This window comes from Caballeronia sp. LZ028 (genome assembly GCF_031451415.1).
Classification (GTDB): domain Bacteria; phylum Pseudomonadota; class Gammaproteobacteria; order Burkholderiales; family Burkholderiaceae; genus Caballeronia; species Caballeronia zhejiangensis.
This window is the reverse complement of sequence record NZ_JARUXN010000004.1, coordinates 62,727-85,870: the sequence shown is the minus strand read 5'-3', so window position 1 is coordinate 85,870 and position 23,144 is coordinate 62,727. Positions and strand designations below refer to the sequence as shown.

The following is a 23,144-nucleotide window of genomic DNA, read 5'->3' as shown; positions in this document are numbered from 1 at the left end:
TTCGCGCGGTTCAGTGCATGCGCCACGCGCGCTTCACGGCATCGATCACGGCGGCTTCCGTGCAACTCATGACGCCATCCGCGACCACCGCCGATTCACACAGCGTGAGCACATCGCGTCGCACGCGCTCGTCGGATACGTCCTGCGCGAGCTGATGCACGACATGCGGGTCGACGCGGCACACGTCGTCCCATGTGAGATACGAGCATCGCGTGAGATCCTCGCAAACCTCGCGCACGACGTCGTGCAACTCGCCCGCATGAAGCCCGAGCCGCGCATAGAAGCCGCGCCGTTCGAGCGCTTCGATTTCCGCACTGCCGATATGCCCGTCCGCGATCAGCGACATCACGACGATGCGCGCGGCCGCGCGAGGACTGTCCGATGGATAGTGGCGCATGGCATTTCTCCTTCGATGAAACGTCGTCAATGAAAGGCAGTGCGATGGTTTCGATCAGGACCGCGCCGCCCGGATGCCTTGCATCGTAGGCGCGGACAATGAGCGTCGAATGAGCGTGCGATGTCTGCGCGAGCCGCACAGCGGCGCCGAAAAAGCGTTGGCCTTGGCACGACAGTTCGCATCTCCGCGCGCCTGCTACTCCCGTTCTGTGCGCCTTGCCACACAAGGCTTTCGCGCGCGCGATGCACCGACTGGCATGGCGGATGCATAAGGCCTGCCGTCGCGTCATGACTGCCTGCCACTGTTTGACGCGACCGGGCCGACGCCTCGCGCGCCGGCCCGTTTCTTCCGGCGCCGCGACGATGGTTCCGGCGGCACGCGCAGGCGCCAAGGAGATCGACATGAACAGCTTCGACGACGCCTTCGAAGCGCTGATCGGCAGCGAAGGCGGCTACTCATTCCATCCGGCCGACCCGGGCGGCGAAACGATGTGGGGCGTGACGGCGCGCGTCGCACGCGGCTATGGCTATGCGGGCGCGATGAAGGACTTGCCGCTCGATCTCGCGAAGCGCATCGCGAAGCAGAAGTACTGGGACCCGCTGCATCTCGACGAATTCGATCCGCGCGTCGCGTTCCAGATCTTCGATGCCAACTACAACGGCGGGCTCGTCGTGCTGTGGATGCAGAAGGCATCGGGCGCAAAGGAAGACGGCAAGTTCGGCCCCGATACCGTCGATGCCGTGAAAGCCGCCGATCCGATGCGCTTCGTCCTGCGCTTCATTGCGTATCGATTGCGTTATCTGAAGGGCCTGCATGCATGGCCGACGTTCAGCCGCGGCTGGACCGAGCGCATGGCGACGAATCTTCTTTTGGGAGCAGCATGATGGACTGGTCGAAAGTGGCGGCAACCATCGGCGCGAAGGCGCCTCTTCTCGCGGGTCTCATCGGCGGGCCCGTCGGGCTTGGCGTCAGCACGGCGGCCGCGATCATCTCCCATGCGCTCGGGACGCCTAACGATCCGGATATCGTCGCGACCGCGCTCAACGATCCCGCCGCGCTCGACAAGATCAGCCAGGCCGAAAACGCGAACTCGTTGCAGTTGCAACAACTCGTGGTGGCGGCGGCGCAGGCGCGTCTGTCGTTCGAAGCGGACATGGCGCGCATCTCGGCGGGCGACCGCGCCGATGCGCGCGCAATGGGCATCGCGAACAGGGACTGGGTGCCCAAGTTCCTCGCGATGGCCGTGACCGGCGGCTTCTTCGGCATTCTGCTGCTGATGGCGTTGCGCGCGTTGCCCGAGGCGAATCGCGATCTCGTGAACGTCGTGGTCGGCGCGCTCGGGACCGCGTGGATCAGCATCATCGGGTATTACTTCGGGACGTCGGCGGGCTCGATGCGCAAGACCGAACTGCTCGCGCAACCGAGCGTGCCGATCACGCCCGAAACGGCGGTGACGTTGCGCGATCCGGCGCCCGCGTCGGGCGCGAACGGCGATAGCGCGCATCGCGCATTCGTGCCGGGCGGGCAAGGCCCGATCTTCACGGGCGCGTCGTGAGCGTCATCGTGTCAGAGCTCAGTTGGTCGTGCAACGCGCATGTTGATCGGCGATGTCTGCGCATAAACCGGCGCTGAGCCGACTCCGAGTGAAAGCGCGGTGGCGACCGTTGCTGCCGACAGACTGAGAAGCCGTTTCGCGTCGAACTGAGTCATGTCGATTCCCCTTTCCTTGTGTCGATATCCGCTTGGCGTTGCGAACGCTGGTCGCTGCAACCGTGGGGGGAATGTGGAGCTGGGGAATTAGGTAAAAGTGAGGATGATGCGGTCTGATCCCGAAAACGCTCACCTTTGCGTCATCGGCGATTCAGAAATTACCTTTAAACAAGGGCTGCGAGCGCCGTTCGACACGCATTCCCGAAAATCCTCACCTTTGCGCGATCTCGCCGCGGTCAGATCACGTTCAACATCGACAACGCCGTCTCCTGCAACGGCGGCAGCACGCGGGCAAGCGCTGCCTCGGCGGTTTCCTTTCCGATCGGCATGTTCGCCGACAACGCCGCGACCACTTCGCCGTGCCGGTTCTTCATCGGCACCGCGATGCCGCGCACGCCCATCTGCAATTGCTGCTCGATCGCGACGTAGCCATCCACGCGCGCCTGCCTGATCTTCTCGTATAGCTTTTCCTTGTTCGTGATCGTGAGCGGCGTGAAGGGCTTGAACTCGGTCGCTTCGAGCCAGCCGCGCACCGATGCCTCGTCCATATACGCGAGCATTGCGATGCCGCCCGACATCAGCGCGGCCGGCACGCGCGCGCCGAGCACGAAGCCGGTCGTCATCACGCGCGTCGAACCATTGCGCGCGATGATCACGAGGTCCCAGTCATCGAGCACGCTGACATACACCGACTCGTGAATCAGCGCGCTCAATTGCTGCAGATAAGGCTGCACGATGCGCGGCAGCCGCGCCGACTCGAAATACGACCAGCCCATGCGCAGCACGCGCGGCGTGAGATTGAAGAGCTTGCCGTCGGTCTGCACGTAACCGAGATGCGCAAGCGTCAGCAGATAACGCCGCGCCGCCGTGCGCGTGAGGCCGGTGCGCGCCGCGGCTTGCGTCGGCGTCATGCGCGCGTGCTGATCGTCGAAGGCTTCGAGGATCGCCAGTCCCTTCTCCAGTCCGGCGATCCAGTCGCGCTTGTCGAGTTCCGGTTTAGTCATGCTTGCATGCTTGTTTAGTTATGGATGGGCCGATGTTTCGGCGCTCCATCAAAGTCAATTGCTAGTGCTAACCCCCAAAGTGATCGATTATCGGACACGCGCGTGCGATAATCGCGCAAAATTTATCATAAATCGTTGATCGAAAGGGGTTGCGCTTTTATTCTCCAATCACTTTCAGAGCGCGCGTATTGCGACAAACCAAAACGCTCCGCCGCTCGGCCAGATTCCAGGCTCAACTCCATAAACCCATTGTTCGGAGACATCTCTATGGCTAGCCCTAAGGAAGACGCGCACGGCGGCCGCCAGGCGAAAAAAGCGACCGCGAGCGGCTGGATCGGCTCGGCGCTGGAGTATTACGACTTCTTCATTTACGCCCAGGCTGCTGCACTCATTTTCCCGCAGTTGTTCTTCCCGTCGGGCAATCCGAAGGTGGCGATCATCGCGTCGCTCGCGACCTACGGCGTCGGCTACGTGGCGCGTCCCATCGGCGCATTCGTGCTCGGTCATCTGGGCGATACGCACGGCCGCAAGAACGTGCTGCTCGTCTGCATGTTCCTGATGGGTATCTCGACGATGGCTGTCGGCCTGCTGCCGACGTATCACCAGATCGGCATGGCCGCGCCCGCGCTGCTCGTCGTGTTGCGCCTGCTTCAAGGCTTCGCGGTGGCCGGTGAAATCTCCGGTGCAAGCTCGATGATTCTCGAGCACGCGCCGTTCGGCCGACGCGGCTACTACGCGAGCTTCACGCTGCAAGGCGTGCAGGCCGGCCAGATTCTCGCGGCCGCCGTTTTCCTGCCGCTCGCCACGTTCATGCCGGAAGACATGTTCAACTCGTGGGGCTGGCGTGTGCCGTTCCTGCTGTCGGCCTTCGTGCTGGTCGCGGGCTACATCATCCGTAAGGAAGTGCATGAAACGCCCGCGTTCACGTCCGAGGAATCGCATGGCGGTGTGCCGAAGTCGCCGATCAAGGAAGCGTTCGCCAACAGCACGCCCGACATGATCCGCGTCGTCTGCATGGCGCTGATGAACGTGATTCCCGTGGTCGCGACGATCTTCGGTGCGGCGTATGCGGTGCAGTCTTCCTACGGCATCGGCTTCCACAAGAGCGTGTATCTGTGGATTCCGGTCGTCGGCAACATCGTAGCGGTGCTGGTGATTCCGTTCGTCGGCAATCTGTCGGACAAGATCGGCCGTCGCCCGATGATGATCGGCGGCTCGCTCATCTCCGGTCTGCTGGCCTTCGCGTATCTCTACGCGATCAGCATCCATAGCGTGCCGCTCGCGTTCCTGATGTCGCTGCTGATGTGGGGTGTCGTGTATCAAGGCTATAACGCGATCTTCCCGAGCTTCTATCCGGAACTCTTCCCGACCCGTTCGCGCGTTTCGGCGATGGCGATCTCGCAGAACATCGGCACGACGATCACCGCGCTGTTGCCCGCACTCTTCGCGGCCGTTGCGCCGCCGGGGTCGGACAACATTCCGCTGACGGTCGGCGCCATTGCGTTCGGCGTGACGATCATCGCGGCGATCGCGGCTTACTCGGCGCGTGAGACGTATCGCATCCGCCTGAGCGATCTCGGCAAGAAGGACGCCGTGCCGATGAGCCAGCAGGAATACGAGCGCCTGCGCGCCGATTCGATCTCCGTGGACAAGGTCGCGAAAGCGCACCACGCATGAGTTGACCGTGTTGGAGTGATCTTCCGGGCCCTTCGGGGCCCGTTTTTTTGCGTGACGCGATAACATGAATGCCTTCTCATCCATGACGCGGAGGCATGAATGGCCGGCTTCAACGAACGCATCCTCAACGGCATCAGCGTGTTCGCTGCGATCGTCGATGCAGGCACGTTCGCCGCGGCGAGCGATCGGCTCGGCATGTCGCAGCCCGGCGTGAGCCGCGCGATCGCGCGTCTCGAAGCGCGTCTGAAGATTCGTCTTTTCGATCGCACGACGCGCAGCGTTTCGCTCACCGACGATGGCCGGCGCTTCTTCGAGCACGTCATGCCGCATCTCGCGGGACTGGAGGAAGCGGCGGCCACGGCATCCGAAGGCGCGACGGCGGTGCGCGGCCGCTTGCGCGTGAACGTCGATCCGATCTTCTCGCGGCTTCTGCTCGGCCCGAAGCTCGACGCGTTTCTGAAGGCGCATGCCGATCTGCAACTCGAACTCATCACGAGCGACCGTCTCGGCGACATGATCGCGGATGGTTTCGATCTCGCCGTGCGCTTCGGCGAGCCGCGCGATTCGAGTCTCGTCGCGCGCAAGCTGCTCGATACGCCGGTGCGGACCGTCGCCGCGCCGTCGTATATCAAGCGATGCGGCACGCCCGCTACCCCGCAGGCGCTCGCAGACGGCACGCATACGTGCATCGAGTTTCGCGATCCCGAAACGGGACGGCCGTTCGCGTGGGAGTTTCATCGCAAGAAGAAGCGCATCACGGTGGAAACGCACGGCCGTCTCACGCTCAACGATCCCGGCACGATGCTGAGCACGCTGCTCTCAGGCTATGGCGTCGCGCAGATTCTGCTGCTGGGTCACGAACATCTGATCGCCGATGCCAAGCTCATCGACCTCTTCCCCGACTGGCCCGACGAGCGCTTTCCGCTGTATGCGTTTTATCCGTCGCGGCATCATCCGCCGGCGAAGACGCGCGCGTTTCTCGATCTCGTCATCGCGCTGACGGGAGGCGTCAACGCAAACTCTTCTCGAACCAGTGATGCGCGTAAGCCTCGTCGCTGAACGGCGCGACCTCGACATAGCCGGATCGCCGATACAGGCCGATCGCTTCCCCGAGCGCCTTGTTCGTCTCCAGACGCACGGCTTTCGCTCCGTTCTGCGACGCGAGCCGTTCGGCCTCTTCGAGCAGCCGACGTCCGACGCCGAGTCCGCGTGCGCCGGCGCTCACCCACATGCGCTTCAACTCGGCCGGCGACGCGCCGTGGAACTTGAGCGCGACGCAGCCTATCGCCGCGCCGCGCAGCCTCGCAACGATCAGCGCGCCCTGCGGCGCCGTCAATTCGCGCGCATCGGCGGACAGGCTGACGGACGGATCGAAGCCCGCTTCGAAGCGCGCGTTCAACTCCGCGAAGTATTGGTCGATGCACCATTGCGCATCCTCGCTCGTCGGGTCTTCGATCGCGAAGCGCATCAGCGAAGGTTGCAGCAAGCGCTCGACTTCGGCCATCGCCGCGATCAGCCGCTTGCGCTGCGCATCGTTCAACGGCGCGAGCATGCCCCCCGCGACCGCGTCCGATAACCTTTCGAGTTCTTCACGTTCGGCGCAGCCCGCATCGGTGAGGCTCGCGCGGCGCACGCGGCGGTCATCGGGACGAGACTCGACCGCGACGAGACCTTGTCGCTGCAGCGCGGCGAGCGTGCGGCTCACGTAACCCGAATCGAGACCGAGACGCTCGCGCAACACGCGAAGATCGACGCCCTGCGCACCGATTTCCCAGATGAGCCGTGATTCGCCCATCGGACGGCCGCGCCCGAGAAAAAGCTCGTTGAGCGCACCGATGCCCTCGGCAACGGTGCGATTGAAGCTGCGAATCTGGCTGATGTCGGTCGGGTTCATATCTCTGACTCTAGTCAGAGAATCGCCCGGCGTCAATCAATGTGCTTGGGTCTCGGCTTCCACGCGCGTTTTCTCCCGGCGCCACGTCGCGGGCGGCTTGCCGACGAGGCGCTTGAACGCACGAATGAACGCCGCTTCGGATGCATAGCCGACGTCCTGCGCGACCGCTGCGATCGTCGCGTTCGTGTTGCGCAGCAGTCCGGCCGCGACCTGCATGCGCCAGTTGACGAGGTACTGCATCGGCGGCAAGCCGATGATCTCGCTGAAGCGCTCGTGCAACGCCGAACGCGAGAGGCCCACGCGCTCGCCCAGTTCTTCGACGGTCCACTCGTGCGCGGGCGCATCGTGCATGACGGCGAGCGCGCGCCCGACGAATCGGTCGCGCAGGCCCGCGAGCCAGCCGCGGCTTTCATCGGGCAGTACATCGACGTAACGGCGCACGGCATCGACGAACATCATCTCGCTCATGCGTTCGAGCATCGCTTCGCCGCCCGGCCGCTTGTGACGCGATTCGACGACGGCCTGCTGCATGAAGTGATTAATCCAGCCCTGCGCGCCCGATTCCTTCAGATGCAAGAGGCGCGGCAACGTCGCGATCAGCGGATTGAACGGACGCAGATCGCAGCCGAGAAAGCCGCATACGAGCATCGTTTCATACGCGTCGTCGGGGCGTCGATTGTTGCGCGCCTCGACCGCGTCGTAGGTCAGCGTGAAGGGCAGCTGATCGATCTTCATCGAGAACGGATCGATATCCGCTTCGGCGCGAATGCCCGGCGCGCTCGAAATCACATGCGCGTCGCCGTGCGGAAACACGATGATGTCGCCGCTCGCAAGACGCACCGGCGCTTCGCCGACGAGCGCGCCCCAGCAGTTGCCGTGCGTCACGACGTGATACTCCATCACATGCTCGCAATCCGGCATGACGATGCTCGCGATGTCGCGCGCGGGCGGCGCTTCGGCCGCCCAGCTTCGATTGCCGCTCACGTGAAAGAACAGCGCGCCGCGCAAGCGCACGGTGCGCAGCACGTCGGACAGGATGTCGAGACTCATGGCGTCTCCCGGTGATCGTAAGCATCGCAAAGCGGACGAACGGACAATTCGCGGCGACTTGCGGACAGGCGTCGAAGCGATGGTAACGGGATACTGCATCTGCCCGCTATCAGGGCGACGCTCGACACATCATCCGGAACTGGAGAACGAACCATGCATGCGTTGAATACATCCGCGGTCTGCGACGAGCCGGCCAAATCACAGCAACCCGATTTCGCCGCGATCAAGGCCCGCCAGCAAGCCACCTGGGCGAGTGGCGACTTCGCGGTGATCGGCACGACGTTGCAGATCGTCGGCGAGATGCTTGCCGAATCGATCGATGTGCGCGCCGGCGAGCGCGTGCTCGATATGGCCGCCGGCAACGGCAATGCGACGCTCGCCGCCGCGCGACGTTTTGCCCGCGTGACGTCGACCGATTACGTTCCGGCGCTGCTCGAAAAAGGCCGTGCGCGCGCGCAAGCCGAAGGACTCGCGATCGACTTCGAGGTCGCCGATGCCGAGAACCTGCCCTTCGACGACGGCAGCTTCGATGTGGTGCTGTCGACATTCGGCGCGATGTTCACGCCGGATCACAGGCGCTCGGCGAGCGAAATGCTGCGCGTGGCGAAAAGCGGCGGACGCATCGGCATGGCGAACTGGACGCCCGAGGGTTTCATCGGCCAGTTGTTCAAGATCATCGGCGCTTACGTGCCGCCGCCCGCGAGGCTGCAATCGCCCGCGCTTTGGGGCACCGAGCCGCATCTCGTCGCGCTCTTCGGCGCCGAGGCAGCCGATATTCGTTGCGTACGCAAGTACTTCAACATGCGCTATGAATCGCCGGCGCACTGGATACAGGTGTTCCGCGATTTCTACGGGCCCGTGCATCGCGCGTTCGCGGCGCTCGATGCAGCGAAGCAGGCCGATCTCGAACGCGAGATCGGCGGCCTGCTCGAACGCTGCAATGTTGCGGGACCGTCTTCGCTCGTCGTGCCGAGCGAATACATGGAAGTGGTGATCGTCAGGCGTTGACGAGATGCGCTCGCGCGCGAATCACAGCGTGACGGGCTTGCCGCTGCGCGCGCTTGCGATGATCGCGGCGAGCGTCGCGGCATTGTCGAGACTCACTTGCGCGTAGTACTCGATGGCGGCGGCATCGTGCGTTGCGACCATGCGCGCGAAGCTTTCCGCCGCGAAGAAGAAGCCGCTTCCGGTGTCCGACTCGACCGTCTCGAACGGCACCGAATTCGGAATGCCGCGACGCACGCGCATTTGGCTCGGCAGATAGCCGTATTGATCGCCCGCCGTCTGCGCGCTCGTGTGATTCAGATATTCGGTGTCGATCGTGCCCTGCGTGCCGATGATCGTCGCGTGCCGATGATTCGCCGCATCCATCGAGCACGAGACTTGCGCGCGGCGGCCATCGGCGTAGATGAGCGTCGCCATGAGGCTGATGTCGACGTTGCTGTCGGCCCATGTCGCGATTGCATCGACGCGTTGCGGCGCGCTGCCCATCACGAGACGAATGAGGCTCAGCGGATAACTCCCCGCATCGAGCAGCGCGCCGCCGCCGAGCTCGGGCTTCATGCGGATGTTTGCGCCGGGATTGCCGACGGTGAAGCCGAAGTTCGCCTGAATCGCGCGCACGTCGCCGATCGCGCCTTCGCCGATTAGCGCCATCATCGTCGCGGTCTGCGGCTGGAAATAGTATGGGAACGCTTCGAGCAGCAGCACGCCGTTGCGATCGGCGGCCTCGAACATGCGCGCGGCTTCGTCGCGATCCAGCGCGAGCGGCTTCTCGCACAGGATGTGCTTGCCGTGATCCGCGGCCTTGATCGCCCATTCGGCATGCAGGCTGTTCGGCAGCGGAACGTAAACCGCGTCGATGTCCGGGCTCGCAAGCAGCGCGTCGTAGCTGCCGAACCATTTTTCGATGCCGTTTGCTTGCGCGAAGGCTTGCGCATTCTCGTCGCTGCGGCTCGCGACCGCGACGACGCGCACGCGCTCGCTCGGTCTCACGTCACGCGTGAATTGTCTGGCGATGTTCGCGCCACCGAGAATGCCGAGGCGCAGGACGGACGATGCTTGAGTGGATGACAAGGCGGGCTCCTGAATTTGTACCAAATGGTTCATCACGTCAAAGGTAACACAATCGCGTGCTTCAAGGCATGCACTTGTCGGGACGAACTTTCGTGCCGCGCCGGTCCGCCGGGACGTGGCAATTGTCCACGCGTTGATCGTCGCTGGCCTTGTCGCCGAGACGTTCCTTCAAGGTCTTCGGTTCCGGTGCGGCGGACGAAGCCGCAACGGGCGCTTCCGCTGCGTCCGTTGCAAGCGCGGCGCCGGTCCACGCGAGACAAGCGCATAGAAGAACGAGTGTCTTCATGACAGACCGCCATGAAAGATGAAACGAGCAGCTTCGCCGCGCGGCGAGCGCACGACGCCCCGCTTCTTGCGGTTTCATTCAGGCATGCATTCCGCTGACGACATCCTTCGCGCGCGCCGCCGACGCAACCGGACACAAGCCGCGCACCGCGACGATCAGACCGCTCGCGTCATCGCGGTTCCTGACGTCGAGCGTCGCGTGATGCCGTTGCGCGACGCGCAGCGCGATCGCGAGACCGAGCCCGCTGCCGTGTCCCGACGTCCCGACGCAACGATAAAAGCGGTCGCATACGCGATCGATCTCGTCCGGCGGAATGCCGGGACCGGAGTCCAGCACGGTGAGCGCGATGCCATCCGCTTGGCGCCGCAAGGTCACGTCGACGCGCCCACCGTGCGGCGTGTGACGGATCGCGTTATCGAGCAGGTTGTTCACGAGGACGGCGAGCGCGTGCGTTTCGCCCATGATCGTGAACGGATCGTGATCGTCCAGCGCATGTTCGAGTTCCAGGCCGAGGTCGATCGATCGTGCTTCGGCCAGCAACGAGAAATCGCTCACGCGGAGTTCGCAGAGCGTGCGCAGGCTCATCGGCGCGATGGCCGCTTCGCGCGCGGCGTCTTCGCGCGCCATGCTGAGTAGCTGCTGCGCGAGATGGATGAGGCGATTCAACCGGCCGTCGATCTTCGCGAGCGTCGCGGCATCGACCTGAAGCGAGCCATCGCCGATTGCGCCCTGGATTTGCAGCTTGAGCGCGGTGAGCGGCGTGCGCAGTTCGTGCGCGGCATCGGCGACGAACGTGCGCTGCGCCTGCGATGCCTCCGAGAGACGCGCGAGCAGGCCATTCAACGCATCGACGAGAGGACGCAGCTCGTCGGGCATCGGCTTGTGGAAGACGACGGGCTCGAGCGATTCCGGCGAGCGCGCGACGAGCGATCGCGACAGCCAGCGCACCGGCGAAAGCCCGCGCGCGACGACGAGAAGCACGATCACGACGATCACCGGAATCAGCAATGCGAGCGGCCAAATCGTGCGCAATGCGAGCGCCATGGCGAGATCGTCGCGGATGAAATAAGGCTGCGCGACCTGCACGAAGCGATCCGGCTGCGCGACGCCGAACGCGCGCCAGCGATACCCTTCCCGCTCCGCCGATTCGAAACCGTCGCCGAAACGCGGCAACGCGGGCTCGCGCGGCGAGTGATAGATGAGGCGGCCCGTCCGATCCCAAATGTCGATGACGAGCCGGTCGTCCGCGATGCCGTGCAGTTCGGGATTGCGGCCCTCTGCAACGTCGTCGGCGGTGATGTTATGCGGCAGCGAGAGCGCGACGGTGCGCAGTTCGTAGTCGAAGAGTTCGCCGGCTTCGAGGCGCGCGGCGTCGAATATGCCGACGCCCGCAATCAGGCACGCGATACCAAGGCTGCAGATGAGCCAGCCGAGCAGCCATCGGCGGATCGTTGTCATCCGATCCTCTTCAATCGATAGCCGACGCCGCGCACCGTCACGATCTCATCCGCGCCGATCTTGCGCCGCAAGCTGTGAACGTGGACTTCGATCGCGTTGCTGCCCACTTCCTCGCCCCAGCCGTACAGTTTTTCTTCGAGCTCGGGGCGGCGAAATACGCGCGACGGCTCTTCGATCAGCGCCTGCAGCAGCGCGAACTCGCGCGGCACGAGATTGAGCGCGACGCCGCCCTTGGTCGCCTCGTGCGCGGCCGGATTGAGCGTCAGCTCGCCGTGCGAGTACACCGGATGCTTGTGTCCGGTGCGGCGTCTCAACAATGCGCGGACGCGAGCCGCGAGCTCGTCGAGATCGAAGGGCTTCATCAGATAGTCGTCCGCGCCGGCGTCGAGGCCGCGGATGCGGTCATCGACGGCATCGCGCGCCGTCAGGATCATCACGGGCGCGTCGCCGCCGTTCTTGCGATACGTGGCGAGCACGTCGAGGCCGTCGCGCTTGGGCAGGTTCAGGTCCAGCAGCACGAGGTCGTACACGCCGTTGCCAAGCGACAGCTCCGCGGCCCGTCCGTCCTGCGCCCAATCCACCGTGTAACCAGCGCGGCGCAACGCGGCGAGCACGGTCTCCGCGATCATCTCGTCGTCCTCCACCAATAACAGGCGCATGCACTTTCTCCAGGCTCAACAGGTCGCCGCCGATTGTCCGGCTTGCATGCTTAAGCGCCACTTAAGCTTTGCGCGCAGCCGCACATTATGTCCCCGATAACGCCTTGCGGCGCCGGCGGCTTAAGCATCGCATAAGGTTTGTCCACGCACTATACGTCGAGCGCGCCGATTCGCGGCCGTGCGGCCCCGGAGATGCCGATGCGAGCGTCCACTGTCGTTTCCCTGCGTGCGAACGCCGTGCTGATCGCATTGTGCGTCGCGGCATCGGATGCGGCGTGGCTCGCGGTCTGCGGTTGCACGGGCCATGTGCATGCGCTCGAAACCACGACGATGCGTCTCGCGACGCTCGGGAGCGCGGCAGGCATCGTCTTCATCGTGCGACGCATCGCCAAGCTCGAATTCGATGCGGCCAGAGCCGCAAGGCGCATCGCCTGGACCAGCGACAGATTCGTCATCGACGGAACCTGTCCCGGCGCCTGGCTCGTGCAGCTCCATGTGGAGCTTCATCCCGACGGCTCACGGTCGAGCGCCGCGCACGCGTGTTCCCACGCAGCGGCGTCCAGCAGAGTGCCACGCGGTCGGGCGTGACCTCGGAATCGCGCCCGACCTCCTTCGACCCGGCTCATGAGCCGGGTTTTTTTTGTCCGCGAATATTTACCGCGTCTCGCACTACACATTGCTTTCGCTCGCATTTCAATGTCCATTCGTTCGCTTACCTAAGCATCCCCGTCTGTATCGTGCGCGGCGCGTGCGCGAGTTCGCGTGGGGCGGCATCGCAATCGTGTTGCTGCGCGTGGCGGAACCGCGGCGCGCGAGCGAATTGGCGCGCGATCGCGGCTAAAGGTGAGGCTTTTCGGGAGCGCGATTTTTCTTGCGAAAGTTGCAGATCGCAACTAAATTAGAGGCATTTGGTTGCGCCTCGCAACCGATGGAGAGGACATGGACTTCATCGACACACCCGTTCAATCGCGCGACAAAACCATCCTCGAACTGCGCGAATTCTCGCGCAAGCTCGTGCGCGAACTGGGCTTCATGCGCAACACGCTGGCCGACAGCGGACTCGCGCCTTCGGCGGTTCACGCGATCATCGAGATCGGGGCGACGCCCGGCATTCAGGCGCGCGACATCGCGCAAATTCTGCGGCTCGACAAATCCAACGCCAGCCGGCAGATCGCGCGGCTCGAAGCGGCGGGGCTTGTCACGCGGCAGACATCGAGCGAAGACGCGCGTTCGTCCGAGCTGTATCTCACGGCGAACGGACAGAAGCTGCGCAGAAAGATCGACAAGTTCGCGACCGATCAGGTTTCCGACGCGCTGCGCCGCATGGTGCCCGAAGATCAGCAGACGCTCGTGCGCTCGCTCGCGCTCTACGCCGATGCGCTCGCCCACGGTCACGAACACAAGATCGATCACAGGACGCCGCATGCCGCGCATACGGAAAGCGCGCGCATCGTGGAGGGATACCGGCCCGGCTGCATCGGCGATGTGGCGAGCCTGCACGCGCGTTTCTACGCGCATCACGCGGGCTTCGGCGTGTTCTTCGAGCGCAGGGTCGCGACGGAATTGGCCGCATTCGCGGAAAGTCTGCCGGTCGAAGGCCGCGCGTTGTGGCTCGTGATGGAAGGCGAGCGCACGCTCGGCTCGCTCGCGATCGATGGCGATCTCACCACGCGCGTCGCGCATCTGCGCTGGTTCATCGTCGACGATTCGTTGCGGGGCAGCGGCATAGGCAGGCAATTGATGGCGCGCGCGATGAGCTTCGTCGACGCGCACTACGACGAAACGTATCTCTGGACCTTCAAGAGCCTGGACGCCGCGCGCCACTTGTACGAATCGTTCGGATTCACGTTGAGCGATGAAGCCGAAGGCACGCAATGGGGCACATCCGTGATCGAGCAGCGCTTCACGCGGCACGCGGCGCGCTGATTCATCGGCGCAAGACGCGCGATGTCGGCCCTAGTCGTTGCGCGAAACGGCGCGCGCATTCGATGCCGAACGGCGTCGGACGCGCGCCGCGATCGTGCTGCACGTCGAAGCCCATGCGCCACGCCGCGATGCGCTTGCCGTAACAGGTGAGCGTTTCCAGGGACTGCATCACGAAGACGATTTCCGGCAGCGTCTCCGCATACAGCGATTCGGCATCGTCCTCGCGGCCTTCGGCGAACGCGTCGTAAATGGCGGCCTGACGATCGAACGCGTCGGGCGCGACGATCAGGCCATCGCAGCCCGCACGCAAGTTGTCCACGAGTTCCTGGCCACCGCGCCCGTTGAACACCGCGAGCGTCTGTTCGAGCGCGCGCAATCGTTCGATGGTCGCGCGGATCGTCACAGCCGGGCCCTCGCCCTTCAGCAAACGGAAGTTCGGCCGCTCGGCAGCGAGCGCGGCAATCGATTCCGCCGACAAACCCACGCCCAGATATTCCGGCGCGTTCTGAATGCCCGCATTCGCGCCGGTCCGTTCGAGCACCGACGCGAAGAAGTCGTAGTAGAACGCTTCCGGCTCGCCGCGTTTGGACGGCGGTTGAAGGATCAACCACGACGCGCCGCGTTCGAGCGCATGGCTTGCGAGCGCGACTTGTGCATCGACGCTGTCGCCGGTGATCGTGACCGCGAGCGGCACGCGACCGGCGATATGCGCGGCGCATACGTCGATCATCGTGCGCTTCTCGTCTTCCGACAGGTGATGCACTTCCGTCGCGAGACCGAGCGTGACGATCGCCGGCGCGCCCGCCGCGAGGGTCGCGTCGATCTGCTTGCGCGTGGCGTCGTGGTCGAGGCGGTTCAGCGCATCGAAATAGGCGTACAGCACCGGCCACATGCCGGGCGGCGGCGTTTGCAGGTTCGTCATCGATTGCCTCCGCTCAATGCGAATCGCGCGGCACGGGCGCGCCGCTCGAACCGACGAGAAAGTCCAGGTCCGCGCCCTGATCCGCCTGCAAGACATGCTCGACATACAAGCGGTAATAACCGCGCTTCGGCAATTCGGGCGCCTGCCATGCGGCGCGGCGCTTCGCCAGTTCTTCGTCCGATACTTCGAGATGCAGACGCCGCGCTTCGACGTCCAGTTCGATCATGTCGCCGGTCTGCACGAGCGCGAGCGGACCGCCCGCCGCCGCTTCCGGCGACACATGCAGCACGACCGCGCCGTAGGCGGTGCCGCTCATGCGGCCATCGGAGATGCGGACCATATCGGTGATGCCTTTTTGCAGCACCTTTTTCGGCAGCGGCATGTTGCCGACTTCCGCGAAGCCGGGGTAACCCTTCGGCCCCGCGCCCTTCAGGACCATGATGCAGTGCTCGTCGATATCGAGCGAATCGTCGTCGACCTTCGCGTGCAACTCTTCGACGTTTTCGAATACGACCGCGCGCCCGCGATGCTTCAGCAACGATTGCGTCGCCGCCGATGGCTTGATGACCGCGCCGTTCGGTGCGAGATTGCCCTTCAGCACCGCGATGCCCGCGTGCGGCTTGAATGGCTTCTCGAACCGCGTGATGACCTTCTCGTCGTAGTTCTGCGCGTCGCTGACGTTGTCCCAAATCGTGCGGCCGTTCACCGTGAGCGCATCGCGATGCAGCAAGCCTTGCTCGCCGAGCTGACGCAACACCGCGGGCAAGCCGCCCGCGTAATAGAAGTCTTCCATCAGATACTCGCCCGATGGCTGCAGATTCACGAGGCAAGGCACCTTGCTGCCGAGTTCCCAGTCTTCGAGCGTGAGCTCCACGCCGATACGCTTCGCCAAGGCGATCAGATGCACGACCGCATTCGTCGATCCGCCGATCGCCGCGTTCGTGCGAATCGCGTTCTCGAAGGCTTCGCGCGTGAGGATCTTGTCCATCGTGAGATCGTCCTTGACCATATCGACGATGCGTCGGCCGGCCAGGTGCGCGAGCACCTGACGGCGCGCATCGACGGCGGGAATCGCGGCATTGTGCGGCAAGCCCATGCCGAGCGATTCGACCATCGAGGCCATCGTGGATGCGGTGCCCATCGTCATGCAATGGCCGCGCGACCGGTTCATGCACGATTCGGCTTCGACGAATTCTTCCTGCGTCATCGTGCCCGCGCGCACTTCCTCCGACATCTGCCAGACGCCCGTGCCCGAGCCGATGGTGCCGCCGCGAAAGCGGCCGTTCAACATCGGTCCGCCCGACACCGCGAGCGCGGGCAGATTGCACGACGCCGCGCCCATCAGCAAGGCGGGCGTGGTCTTGTCGCAGCCGACGAGCAGAATGACGCCATCGATCGGATTGCCGCGTATGGATTCTTCGACGTCCATCGACGCGAGATTGCGGAACAACATGGCTGTTGGCCGCAGATTCGATTCGCCGAGAGACATCACCGGAAACTCCAGCGGAAAGCCGCCTGCCTCGCGCACGCCGCGCTTCACGTATTCCGCGAGCTCGCGAAAATGCGCGTTGCACGGCGTGAGTTCCGACCATGTATTGCAGATGCCGATGACCGGCCGGCCATCGAACTGATCGTGAGGTATGCCCTGGTTCTTCATCCACGAACGATGGATGAACGCGTCTTTATCGTTGCCGCCGAACCAGCTTTGCGAGCGTAGCTTCTTGCGCATGGAAGTCCCCTTTATCGCGCTTTCTTCATAGTGTGGGATCCAGTAAAAAAGGCCGCGCGGGCGGCCTTTTCAGAAACCCGGACACGTCGAGTTATACACCTCGCATACGCATCCGGCGCGCGTGCAGCGCAAGATTTGACGATCAGTCGAGCATTTCCTGCGACCTTTCGCGCATGCACGCCACCGCGATCACGGAGAGCACGCCGCAACCGATCACGTACCACGCGGGCGCCATCACGCTCTTCGTAATGACGATGAGCGACGTCACGAAGAACTGCGCGAAGCCGCCGAAGATCGCCACGCCGATGCTGTAGACGATGGCCGCGCCCGTCGCGCGCACCGAACGCGGGAACAGCTCGCCGAGCATCGCGCCGGTCGGACCGACGTTGAGCGAATGCACGATCGAGAGCACGGTGACGACCGCGAGCAGCGTCGTCGCGTTCGGCGATTTGTTCAGCAGCGCGAAGGCCGGCCAGATCGCGAGCATCAGCAGGATGCGCGTCGTCTGCGCGAGCTTGTTGCGGCCGATGCGGTCCGACAGATAGCCACCTATCGGCGCGACGATAAAGAGAATCGCGCCCGACACGCAGCCCGAAAGCATCGACGTCCAGCTCGGCAGGCCGAGCGTCTTCACGCCGTAGATCGACAGATAGAACACGATGATGAAGTGCGCCGACGTGCCGCCGATCGTCAGGCCGAGTCCGTTGAGCACCGCGCGGCCATGTTCGCGCAGCACGGTGACAAGCGGAATCTTCGGTGCCTTGGGCGCGGCGGCGACGTTTTGCGGCGGCGCTTCTTCCATCGTGCGACGCAGCCACCAGCCGACGGGCACGATCGCCGTGCCGATGAAGAACGGCACGCGCCAGCCCCAGCTTTCGAGTTGCGCGGTCGTGAGCGTCGCCGTGAGCGCGACGCCGGTCAACGCGCCGGCGAGCGCCGAAAGTCCCTGGCTCGAGAACTGCCACGATGCATAGAAGCCGCGCCGGTTCGCGGGCGCCTGTTCGAGCAACAGCGTCGTCGATGCGCCGACTTCGCCGCCCGCCGAGAAGCCTTGAATCAGCCGTGCGATCACGAGAATGATCGGCGCGGCGATGCCCGCTTGCGCGTAAGTCGGCGCGACGGCGATCATCGCGGTGCCGAGCGCCATCAGCCCGAGCGTGAGGAGCATCGCCTTCTTGCGGCCGGCGCGATCGGCGTACATGCCGATCAGCAAGCCGCCGATCGGCCGCGTGAAGAACCCGACGCCGAAGCTCGCCACCGCAAGCAGCAACTGGCCGACCGGATCGTCCACCGGAAAGAACAGCTTGCCGATGGTCAGCGCGAAGAACGCATAGACGATGAAGTCGTAAAACTCGAGCGCGTTGCCGACCGCCGCCGCCAGAACGAGCCGCGTGCGCGCCGCGCGGCTGGTTTGCATCGAAGGATTCGCGGGCGCGCTGGCAAAGGTAGGTGCGTTCATGATGGATTCCGAAGGATCAGTCGGCGAGCCAGGCTTCGGCCAGGCGCACCCAGTAGCTCGCGCCGATCGCGAGGATGTCGTCGTTGAAATCGTAGCCGGGGTTGTGCACCATGCAGCCGCCCTTCGAGCCGATGCCGTTGCCGATCCACGCATACGTGCCGGGGCACGCTTCGAGCATGAAGGCGAAGTCTTCGCTGCCCATCAGCGGACGCGCGGCCGGATCGACGCGTTGCGCGCCGAGCATTTTCGTCGCGACATCGGTGGCGAAGGCGGTCGGTTCCGCGTGATTCACGAGCACCGGATAGCCGAGTTCGTAGTCGATGTCGGCCGTGCAGCCGAACGCCAATGCCTGCGCGTTCACGAGCGCGGTGATGCGCTCCTGAAGCTGCTTGCGCACGCCCGCGTCGAGCGCGCGCACGGAGAGCTTCAGCAGCGCGGTCTCGGGGATCACGTTGCACGCCTCGCCCGCCTGCACGCTGCCGACGGTGACGACCGCGGATTTCTGCGCATCCACTTCGCGCGCGACGATGCTGTTGAGACCGAGCATGATCGATGCGACCGCGGGCATCGGATCGCATGCGACGTGCGGCATCGCGCCATGTCCGCCGACGCCGCGCACGGTGATGTTCACGCGATCCGACGACGCCATGCCCGGACCCGGCGTGAAGAACATGTCGCCCGCGGGCAGGCCGGGCATGTTGTGCAGACCGAACACGGCGTCGCACGGGAATTTTTCGAAGAGACCGTCTTCGATCATCGCGCGCGCGCCCGCCTCGCCTTCCTCGGCGGGCTGGAAAATCACGATCAGCGTGCCCGAGAACTGGCGGCTTTCGGCGAGATGGCGCGCGGCGCACAGAAGCATCGCGGTGTGGCCGTCGTGGCCGCATGCGTGCATCGTGCGCGCGTGTTTGCTGGAATACGGCAGGCCGGTGGCTTCCTCGATCGGCAACGCGTCCATGTCGGCGCGCAGTGCGATGCGCTTGCCGCCCTCGCCTTCCGTCAACACGCCGACGACGCCCGTCTTGCCCAGCCCGCGATGCACTTCGTAGCCCCATTGCGCGAGCAATCCCGCGACGAGATCGCTGGTTTGCGTTTCCTCATACGCAAGTTCCGGATGCGCGTGAATGCGCCGGCGCACATCGACGAATTCCGATGCGATGGCGGCAATGCCGGGGATGACGGGCTCGACTGACAACATATGACGCTCCTTGCTCGATGCGATTCGATGTGTGCCAAGCATATAAAGCCGATAAGCAAACCAAAAGACGGTAAATTTATTGCGTGATGACTATTAGTTGTCGGCGATAACCCTAGGATGTCGGCCATGAGCATGAAATATCACCAGTTGCGCGCTTTCCTGACGACCGCCGAGCAAGGCAGCATTCGCGCGGCCGCGCGCAGCCTTCATTTGTCGCAAGCGGCGCTGACTAAGGCGATCAAGGAACTGGAACAGGATCTGGGCGTACCGCTCGTGTTGCGCACCGCGCGCGGCGTGCAACTGACGGCGTTCGGGCAGCAGTTGCGCGTGCGGGCGCATCTGATCGTCAGCGAAATGCGCCGCGCGGAAGACGACATCGCGCAGATGAAAGGCGCCGGCGCGGGCAGCGTGAGCGCGGCCGTCACGCCGACTGCCGCGCTATCGATATTGCCGCAGGCGTATCGCGCGTTTCGCAAGCAGATGCCGGACGCGCGCGTGAGTTTTATCGAAGGCTTTCCGGGCGTCGCGATGCCGCGTCTGCGCGATGGTTCGCTGGACTTCGTCGTGGCGGTCGTCGTGCCCGAACATCTCGCGCCGGAGTTCGATCACATCGAGCTGTACGAGAGCCGCTCGGCGATCGTCGGGCGCGCGGATCATCCGTTGCGGCACTGCACGTCGCTCGCGGAGTTGTCGGATGCGGAGTGGCTGCTGAATCCGTCGCCGGAAAGTTCGACGCAGGCGCTGCTCGATTCGTACGCCGAGCGCGGTCTGATGGTGCCCAAACGTGTGATCGAGTGTCCGAGCTTCATCATCGCGCACGGGTTGTTGCGTGGCTCGGATGCGCTCGCCGCGATGCCCGCCGCGTTGCTGGAACATCCATGGGTCGGCGAAGGGCTCGCGATCTTTCCTATCGTTGATCCGTTGCCTGCCGTGTCGGTGCGAATCGTGACGCGCAGGGACAGTCCGCTGACGCCCGCTGCGACGTTGATGCTGGAGTGCTTGCGACACGCGGCGCGGGGACAGTGAGGCAGGTGCGCTTCAAGAAGATTCCGGATTCGTGGAATAGACAGCGAGAATCGGGGCTGTGAGGAGGAATGCACTCACTTTTTCTGGACGATCATTGCATCAGTCGATGCCTATCCGAATTAGCGACTAAACTTCAAAGAGGCGTCGGTGCATGCGTCCAACGTCTGCGCCCAACCAGTCACGATCCAGACGTGCAAGCGAAGGAGGCAGACCCATGCCGAAAACCGTTCGAACCCCTGAGCAGATTCGCGACGAACTGCAAAGCCGCATGGCCAAAATCTCCGCTGACGCGCCGGGAGCCTTGCGCGTGCGCATACCGCTGCCAGAGCGGCATCCGCCCGACGCATCCGGCCGCAACTGGAACATCGTGCCGCTCAACGACCTCGGTGCGGACTATGTACATCACGTCGAGAAGGTGATCGAAGACATGCGTACCGAGTTCGTGCTGCCAGATTGACGCTGAAAGCATCGGCAGCACGCCAACAGAATATCAATCGCGCTTTTCGCGATCCCGCGCGGCGCGCTCTGCAATCGCCGCATCGACGGGATCGTCGCGTTGCCGCATTAGCCAGTAGACGCTGCCGAGCGCGATCAGCGCGGCCGCCAGTGCGGCAATGCGGCCCGGGTCCGTGGCTGGATCAAGGATGATGAACTTGCGCGCTATCGCGAGCATCGCCACGAGAAGCACTGTCTTGACCTGCACGATGTGATCGCGTCTTAACATGACGCGAGTGATCGAATGCTTGAATTCCATCGCGATCAACAACGTCATCACCATGCCGAAAACCGCCTGAAAGATCGCATGATCCAGCGGATCGAGCGCCCCCGACAGCGTCAGCGCTATGACCGCCCGAATCAACTGCCACAGCGATACGACGATGATCACCGAGATCACGACGCTCAGGATGTGGGCGATGATCTGCTCGAAGCGCTCGTAGAAGGTCAGCACGCGCCATTGCAGCCGATATTCGTCGAGCTTCATGCGAATCTGGGTTGGCTTGCTCATGGATGGGGTCGCAGAGAGACTCGGGCACGGAGTGACGCCGACATCGCGTAGCGAGCCAAAGCCGGGCCTATGACGTTGAGCCATGCGTGCGGCGTTTTCTTTCGTCTACGTGCTGATTCTTTTCTCTTGTTTGCTGTGCACGATGCGTCACATCGCACCCCTCAGCAATCGTTGGGCCGCCAACGCGGGTGTCAAGAACGCATGCGCGGCGCGCCTGACAGCGTCGCCGGTTTGCCTCGGCCGCGAAGGCGTTAGCTGGATTCTCGTTCAGTCGTCTGGAGCTCGGGAGTACGTTACAAACCACAAACCCCGCACGATGTTCAGAATCGCAGTCTGAGCATGAACCCAAGCGTGAACGGAAGATCGCTCGAAGGGATCGGCGGAATCAGGATGATGTTCGCGCCGACGCGCTTGTATTCCAGCATGATGAGCGGCGCGGCAACCGGACCGACCGTATGGTTATGGCCGAGGCCGTAGCTGCCGTAGTCATAGCCGGAGATGAGCCCGGCCATGACTGCGAGCCTGATGTAATTCCAGTGAAGGAAGTCCGGTCCCCACACGCCGCCGCCGTAGAACGACGGCTTCGACAGCGAATTGCGAAAGTAGCCGCCTGTCACCGCCCATTGCGGCGCGACCCAGCATTCCACGCCGATGCCCGGATTGAATTGCTCGAAGTCCTTGTCCGGGTGAAAGTGATGCGAAGCGACCATCGCGTCGAGCCAGAGACCGTCGCCGCACCAGCTTGCGTGCGCGGCGGGCGTCCAGCCCAGCGCGACGAGCGCGGCAACCGCCGACAAGTGCGCGCGAAACGTTCGGAATCGGGACAGCCATGTGCACATGTTTTATCCGCCAACGCGCGTACGGTGGCGCCGCTTTTTTGAGATGTAGGTCGAGGCGAACTCTACCCGATCGCGACATTTTCGTGTGTGCTGACGAAAAGTCCGTGACGGCTTGCGCGCGTTCGGATGATCTCGGCGAAACTTGTCGACGTTCTATTTTTGTTTTCGAGGCAATGCGCGATGAAGGCTTATAAGCGTCTCGTTCTTTTTCTCGCGGCGATCGCATTGACGGCGTGCACGCCGCTTCAGGTCGTGACGCATCACGTTTCGTCGAGTGAATCGAGCGTGCCGGCAGGACGTTATCAGCTCGATCCGCATCACTGGAACGTGAGTTTCGACGTCGATCATTTCCACTACTCGCGCTTCGTCATCCGATTCGATAAGACCACGGCGCAACTCGACTGGAACGCGGACGGAATGTCCGGAAGCTCGGTACGCGCGCGAATCGACGCGTCCAGCGTCAACACCAATGTGCCGCTGCTCGATCGCATGCTGAAAGGACCGGACATGTTCGATGGCGCGCGTTATCCGGACATCGTTTTCGTCAGCACGGCGTTTCAACGCACCGGCGAAGACAAGGGCATATTGACGGGCGATCTGACGATACGCGGCACGACGAAGCCGGTCACGCTCAACGTGACGTTCAACGGACACGCGGTCAATCCGCTCACGAAGCAGGAAACGCTGGGCTTCTCCGCCGACGGACATTTCAGCCGCGCTCAGTTCGGACTGACGACGTGGTATCCGGCCGTCGGCGACGATGTGCACGTCGCCATTCAGGCCGAATTTTCGAAGGCATCTGCGGACAACGCGCCGTGATCCGTGCCC

At 63.8% G+C, this 23,144-nt stretch carries 25 protein-coding genes; 10 read left to right on the top strand and 15 right to left on the bottom strand.

The annotated features are described in order from the left end of the window. Window positions 1-10: 10 nt before the first annotated feature. Entirely contained in the window at window positions 11-397 is a 387-nt protein-coding gene (locus tag QCE58_RS23180) for a TerB family tellurite resistance protein (RefSeq protein WP_008354241.1), read from the bottom strand. 401 nt (window positions 398-798) lie between these two features. On the opposite strand from QCE58_RS23180, the gene QCE58_RS23175 reads away from it, so the two are divergent. Next, complete coding sequence (locus tag QCE58_RS23175) at window positions 799-1,281, top strand: glycoside hydrolase family 108 protein (protein WP_008354240.1); 483 nt, start codon at window positions 799-801, stop codon at window positions 1,279-1,281. Beyond that, window positions 1,281-1,952 carry a hypothetical protein gene (locus tag QCE58_RS23170; RefSeq protein WP_008354239.1) on the top strand — a complete coding sequence of 224 codons (672 nt, stop codon included), beginning with the start codon at window positions 1,281-1,283 and terminating at the stop codon, window positions 1,950-1,952. The genes QCE58_RS23175 and QCE58_RS23170 overlap by 1 nt, the downstream gene beginning before the upstream one ends. A gap of 11 nt (window positions 1,953-1,963) precedes the next feature. Here the strand turns inward: QCE58_RS23170 and QCE58_RS23165 are convergent, their stop codons facing one another. Together QCE58_RS23165 and QCE58_RS23160 are read right to left on the bottom strand one after the other, a co-directional pair. Further along, window positions 1,964-2,107, bottom strand: coding sequence for a hypothetical protein (locus tag QCE58_RS23165; protein ID WP_250503186.1), 144 nt, complete (start codon window positions 2,105-2,107; stop codon window positions 1,964-1,966). Between the two features lie 236 nt (window positions 2,108-2,343). Continuing rightward, window positions 2,344-3,111, bottom strand: coding sequence for an IclR family transcriptional regulator C-terminal domain-containing protein (locus tag QCE58_RS23160; protein WP_008354238.1), 768 nt, complete (start codon window positions 3,109-3,111; stop codon window positions 2,344-2,346). 267 nt (window positions 3,112-3,378) lie between these two features. Here QCE58_RS23160 and QCE58_RS23155 point away from each other — a divergent pair, with 267 nt between their 5' ends. Together QCE58_RS23155 and QCE58_RS23150 are read left to right on the top strand one after the other, a co-directional pair. Next, on the top strand, window positions 3,379-4,788 hold the full coding sequence (locus QCE58_RS23155; RefSeq protein ID WP_008354237.1) for an MFS transporter: 1,410 nt from the start codon (window positions 3,379-3,381) through the stop codon (window positions 4,786-4,788). Window positions 4,789-4,887: 99 nt separating this feature from the next. After that, complete coding sequence (locus QCE58_RS23150; protein WP_250440831.1) at window positions 4,888-5,847, top strand: LysR family transcriptional regulator; 960 nt, start codon at window positions 4,888-4,890, stop codon at window positions 5,845-5,847. On the opposite strand, the gene QCE58_RS23145 is transcribed toward QCE58_RS23150, so the two are convergent. Both QCE58_RS23145 and QCE58_RS23140 read right to left on the bottom strand, forming a co-directional pair. Further along, complete coding sequence (locus QCE58_RS23145) at window positions 5,798-6,682, bottom strand: bifunctional helix-turn-helix transcriptional regulator/GNAT family N-acetyltransferase (protein ID WP_250521454.1); 885 nt, start codon at window positions 6,680-6,682, stop codon at window positions 5,798-5,800. The two genes, QCE58_RS23150 and QCE58_RS23145, sit on opposite strands and share 50 nt — an antisense overlap. Window positions 6,683-6,718: 36 nt before the next feature. After that, the gene (locus QCE58_RS23140; RefSeq protein ID WP_250436292.1) at window positions 6,719-7,732 is read right to left on the bottom strand and encodes an AraC family transcriptional regulator; all 1,014 of its coding nucleotides are present in this window, start codon (window positions 7,730-7,732) and stop codon (window positions 6,719-6,721) included. Window positions 7,733-7,885: 153 nt separating this feature from the next. On the opposite strand from QCE58_RS23140, the gene QCE58_RS23135 reads away from it, so the two are divergent. Beyond that, window positions 7,886-8,740 carry a class I SAM-dependent methyltransferase gene (locus tag QCE58_RS23135; RefSeq protein WP_250521455.1) on the top strand — a complete coding sequence of 285 codons (855 nt, stop codon included), beginning with the start codon at window positions 7,886-7,888 and terminating at the stop codon, window positions 8,738-8,740. A 21-nt stretch (window positions 8,741-8,761) separates the two neighbouring features. Here the strand turns inward: QCE58_RS23135 and QCE58_RS23130 are convergent, their stop codons facing one another. The 4 genes from QCE58_RS23130 to QCE58_RS23115 form a co-directional block, all read right to left on the bottom strand. Continuing rightward, window positions 8,762-9,808: a Gfo/Idh/MocA family protein gene (locus QCE58_RS23130; protein WP_250440832.1), complete on the bottom strand. Its 1,047-nt coding sequence runs from the start codon at window positions 9,806-9,808 to the stop codon at window positions 8,762-8,764. Window positions 9,809-9,869: 61 nt separating this feature from the next. Then, window positions 9,870-10,094, bottom strand: coding sequence for a hypothetical protein (locus QCE58_RS23125; RefSeq protein WP_239295342.1), 225 nt, complete (start codon window positions 10,092-10,094; stop codon window positions 9,870-9,872). Window positions 10,095-10,172: 78 nt separating this feature from the next. Continuing rightward, window positions 10,173-11,552: an ATP-binding protein gene (locus QCE58_RS23120; protein WP_250521456.1), complete on the bottom strand. Its 1,380-nt coding sequence runs from the start codon at window positions 11,550-11,552 to the stop codon at window positions 10,173-10,175. Further along, on the bottom strand, window positions 11,549-12,211 hold the full coding sequence (locus QCE58_RS23115) for a response regulator (RefSeq protein WP_008354227.1): 663 nt from the start codon (window positions 12,209-12,211) through the stop codon (window positions 11,549-11,551). Before QCE58_RS23115 ends, QCE58_RS23120 begins: the two co-directional genes overlap by 4 nt. A gap of 198 nt (window positions 12,212-12,409) precedes the next feature. Here QCE58_RS23115 and QCE58_RS23110 point away from each other — a divergent pair, with 198 nt between their 5' ends. Both QCE58_RS23110 and QCE58_RS23105 read left to right on the top strand, forming a co-directional pair. Further along, window positions 12,410-12,799, top strand: coding sequence for a hypothetical protein (locus QCE58_RS23110; protein ID WP_250521457.1), 390 nt, complete (start codon window positions 12,410-12,412; stop codon window positions 12,797-12,799). 351 nt (window positions 12,800-13,150) lie between these two features. Next, entirely contained in the window at window positions 13,151-14,137 is a 987-nt protein-coding gene (locus QCE58_RS23105) for a helix-turn-helix domain-containing GNAT family N-acetyltransferase (protein ID WP_175982358.1), read from the top strand. Window position 14,138: 1 nt separating this feature from the next. On the opposite strand, the gene QCE58_RS23100 is transcribed toward QCE58_RS23105, so the two are convergent. The 4 genes from QCE58_RS23100 to QCE58_RS23085 all read right to left on the bottom strand — a co-directional run bounded on the left by QCE58_RS23100 (window position 14,139) and on the right by QCE58_RS23085 (window position 19,445). Next, entirely contained in the window at window positions 14,139-15,059 is a 921-nt protein-coding gene (locus QCE58_RS23100; protein WP_250521458.1) for a dihydrodipicolinate synthase family protein, read from the bottom strand. Window positions 15,060-15,072: 13 nt separating this feature from the next. Continuing rightward, complete coding sequence (locus QCE58_RS23095) at window positions 15,073-16,788, bottom strand: IlvD/Edd family dehydratase (protein ID WP_250521459.1); 1,716 nt, start codon at window positions 16,786-16,788, stop codon at window positions 15,073-15,075. A gap of 142 nt (window positions 16,789-16,930) precedes the next feature. Next, on the bottom strand, window positions 16,931-18,247 hold the full coding sequence (locus tag QCE58_RS23090; protein ID WP_034472267.1) for an MFS transporter: 1,317 nt from the start codon (window positions 18,245-18,247) through the stop codon (window positions 16,931-16,933). Between the two features lie 16 nt (window positions 18,248-18,263). Further along, entirely contained in the window at window positions 18,264-19,445 is a 1,182-nt protein-coding gene (locus QCE58_RS23085; RefSeq protein ID WP_250503190.1) for a M20 aminoacylase family protein, read from the bottom strand. A 132-nt stretch (window positions 19,446-19,577) separates the two neighbouring features. Between QCE58_RS23085 and QCE58_RS23080 the strand changes: the two genes are divergently transcribed. Together QCE58_RS23080 and QCE58_RS23075 are read left to right on the top strand one after the other, a co-directional pair. Continuing rightward, window positions 19,578-20,471, top strand: coding sequence for a LysR substrate-binding domain-containing protein (locus QCE58_RS23080; RefSeq protein WP_033535848.1), 894 nt, complete (start codon window positions 19,578-19,580; stop codon window positions 20,469-20,471). A 214-nt stretch (window positions 20,472-20,685) separates the two neighbouring features. Beyond that, window positions 20,686-20,928 carry a hypothetical protein gene (locus QCE58_RS23075; protein ID WP_008354219.1) on the top strand — a complete coding sequence of 81 codons (243 nt, stop codon included), beginning with the start codon at window positions 20,686-20,688 and terminating at the stop codon, window positions 20,926-20,928. A gap of 33 nt (window positions 20,929-20,961) precedes the next feature. Here the strand turns inward: QCE58_RS23075 and QCE58_RS23070 are convergent, their stop codons facing one another. After that, entirely contained in the window at window positions 20,962-21,453 is a 492-nt protein-coding gene (locus QCE58_RS23070) for a phosphate-starvation-inducible PsiE family protein (RefSeq protein WP_008354218.1), read from the bottom strand. Between the two features lie 344 nt (window positions 21,454-21,797). Beyond that, the gene (locus QCE58_RS23065) at window positions 21,798-22,316 is read right to left on the bottom strand and encodes a hypothetical protein (protein ID WP_250440836.1); all 519 of its coding nucleotides are present in this window, start codon (window positions 22,314-22,316) and stop codon (window positions 21,798-21,800) included. A gap of 180 nt (window positions 22,317-22,496) precedes the next feature. Between QCE58_RS23065 and QCE58_RS23060 the strand changes: the two genes are divergently transcribed. Beyond that, window positions 22,497-23,135, top strand: coding sequence for a YceI family protein (locus tag QCE58_RS23060; RefSeq protein WP_034472270.1), 639 nt, complete (start codon window positions 22,497-22,499; stop codon window positions 23,133-23,135). Window positions 23,136-23,144: the final 9 nt, after the last annotated feature.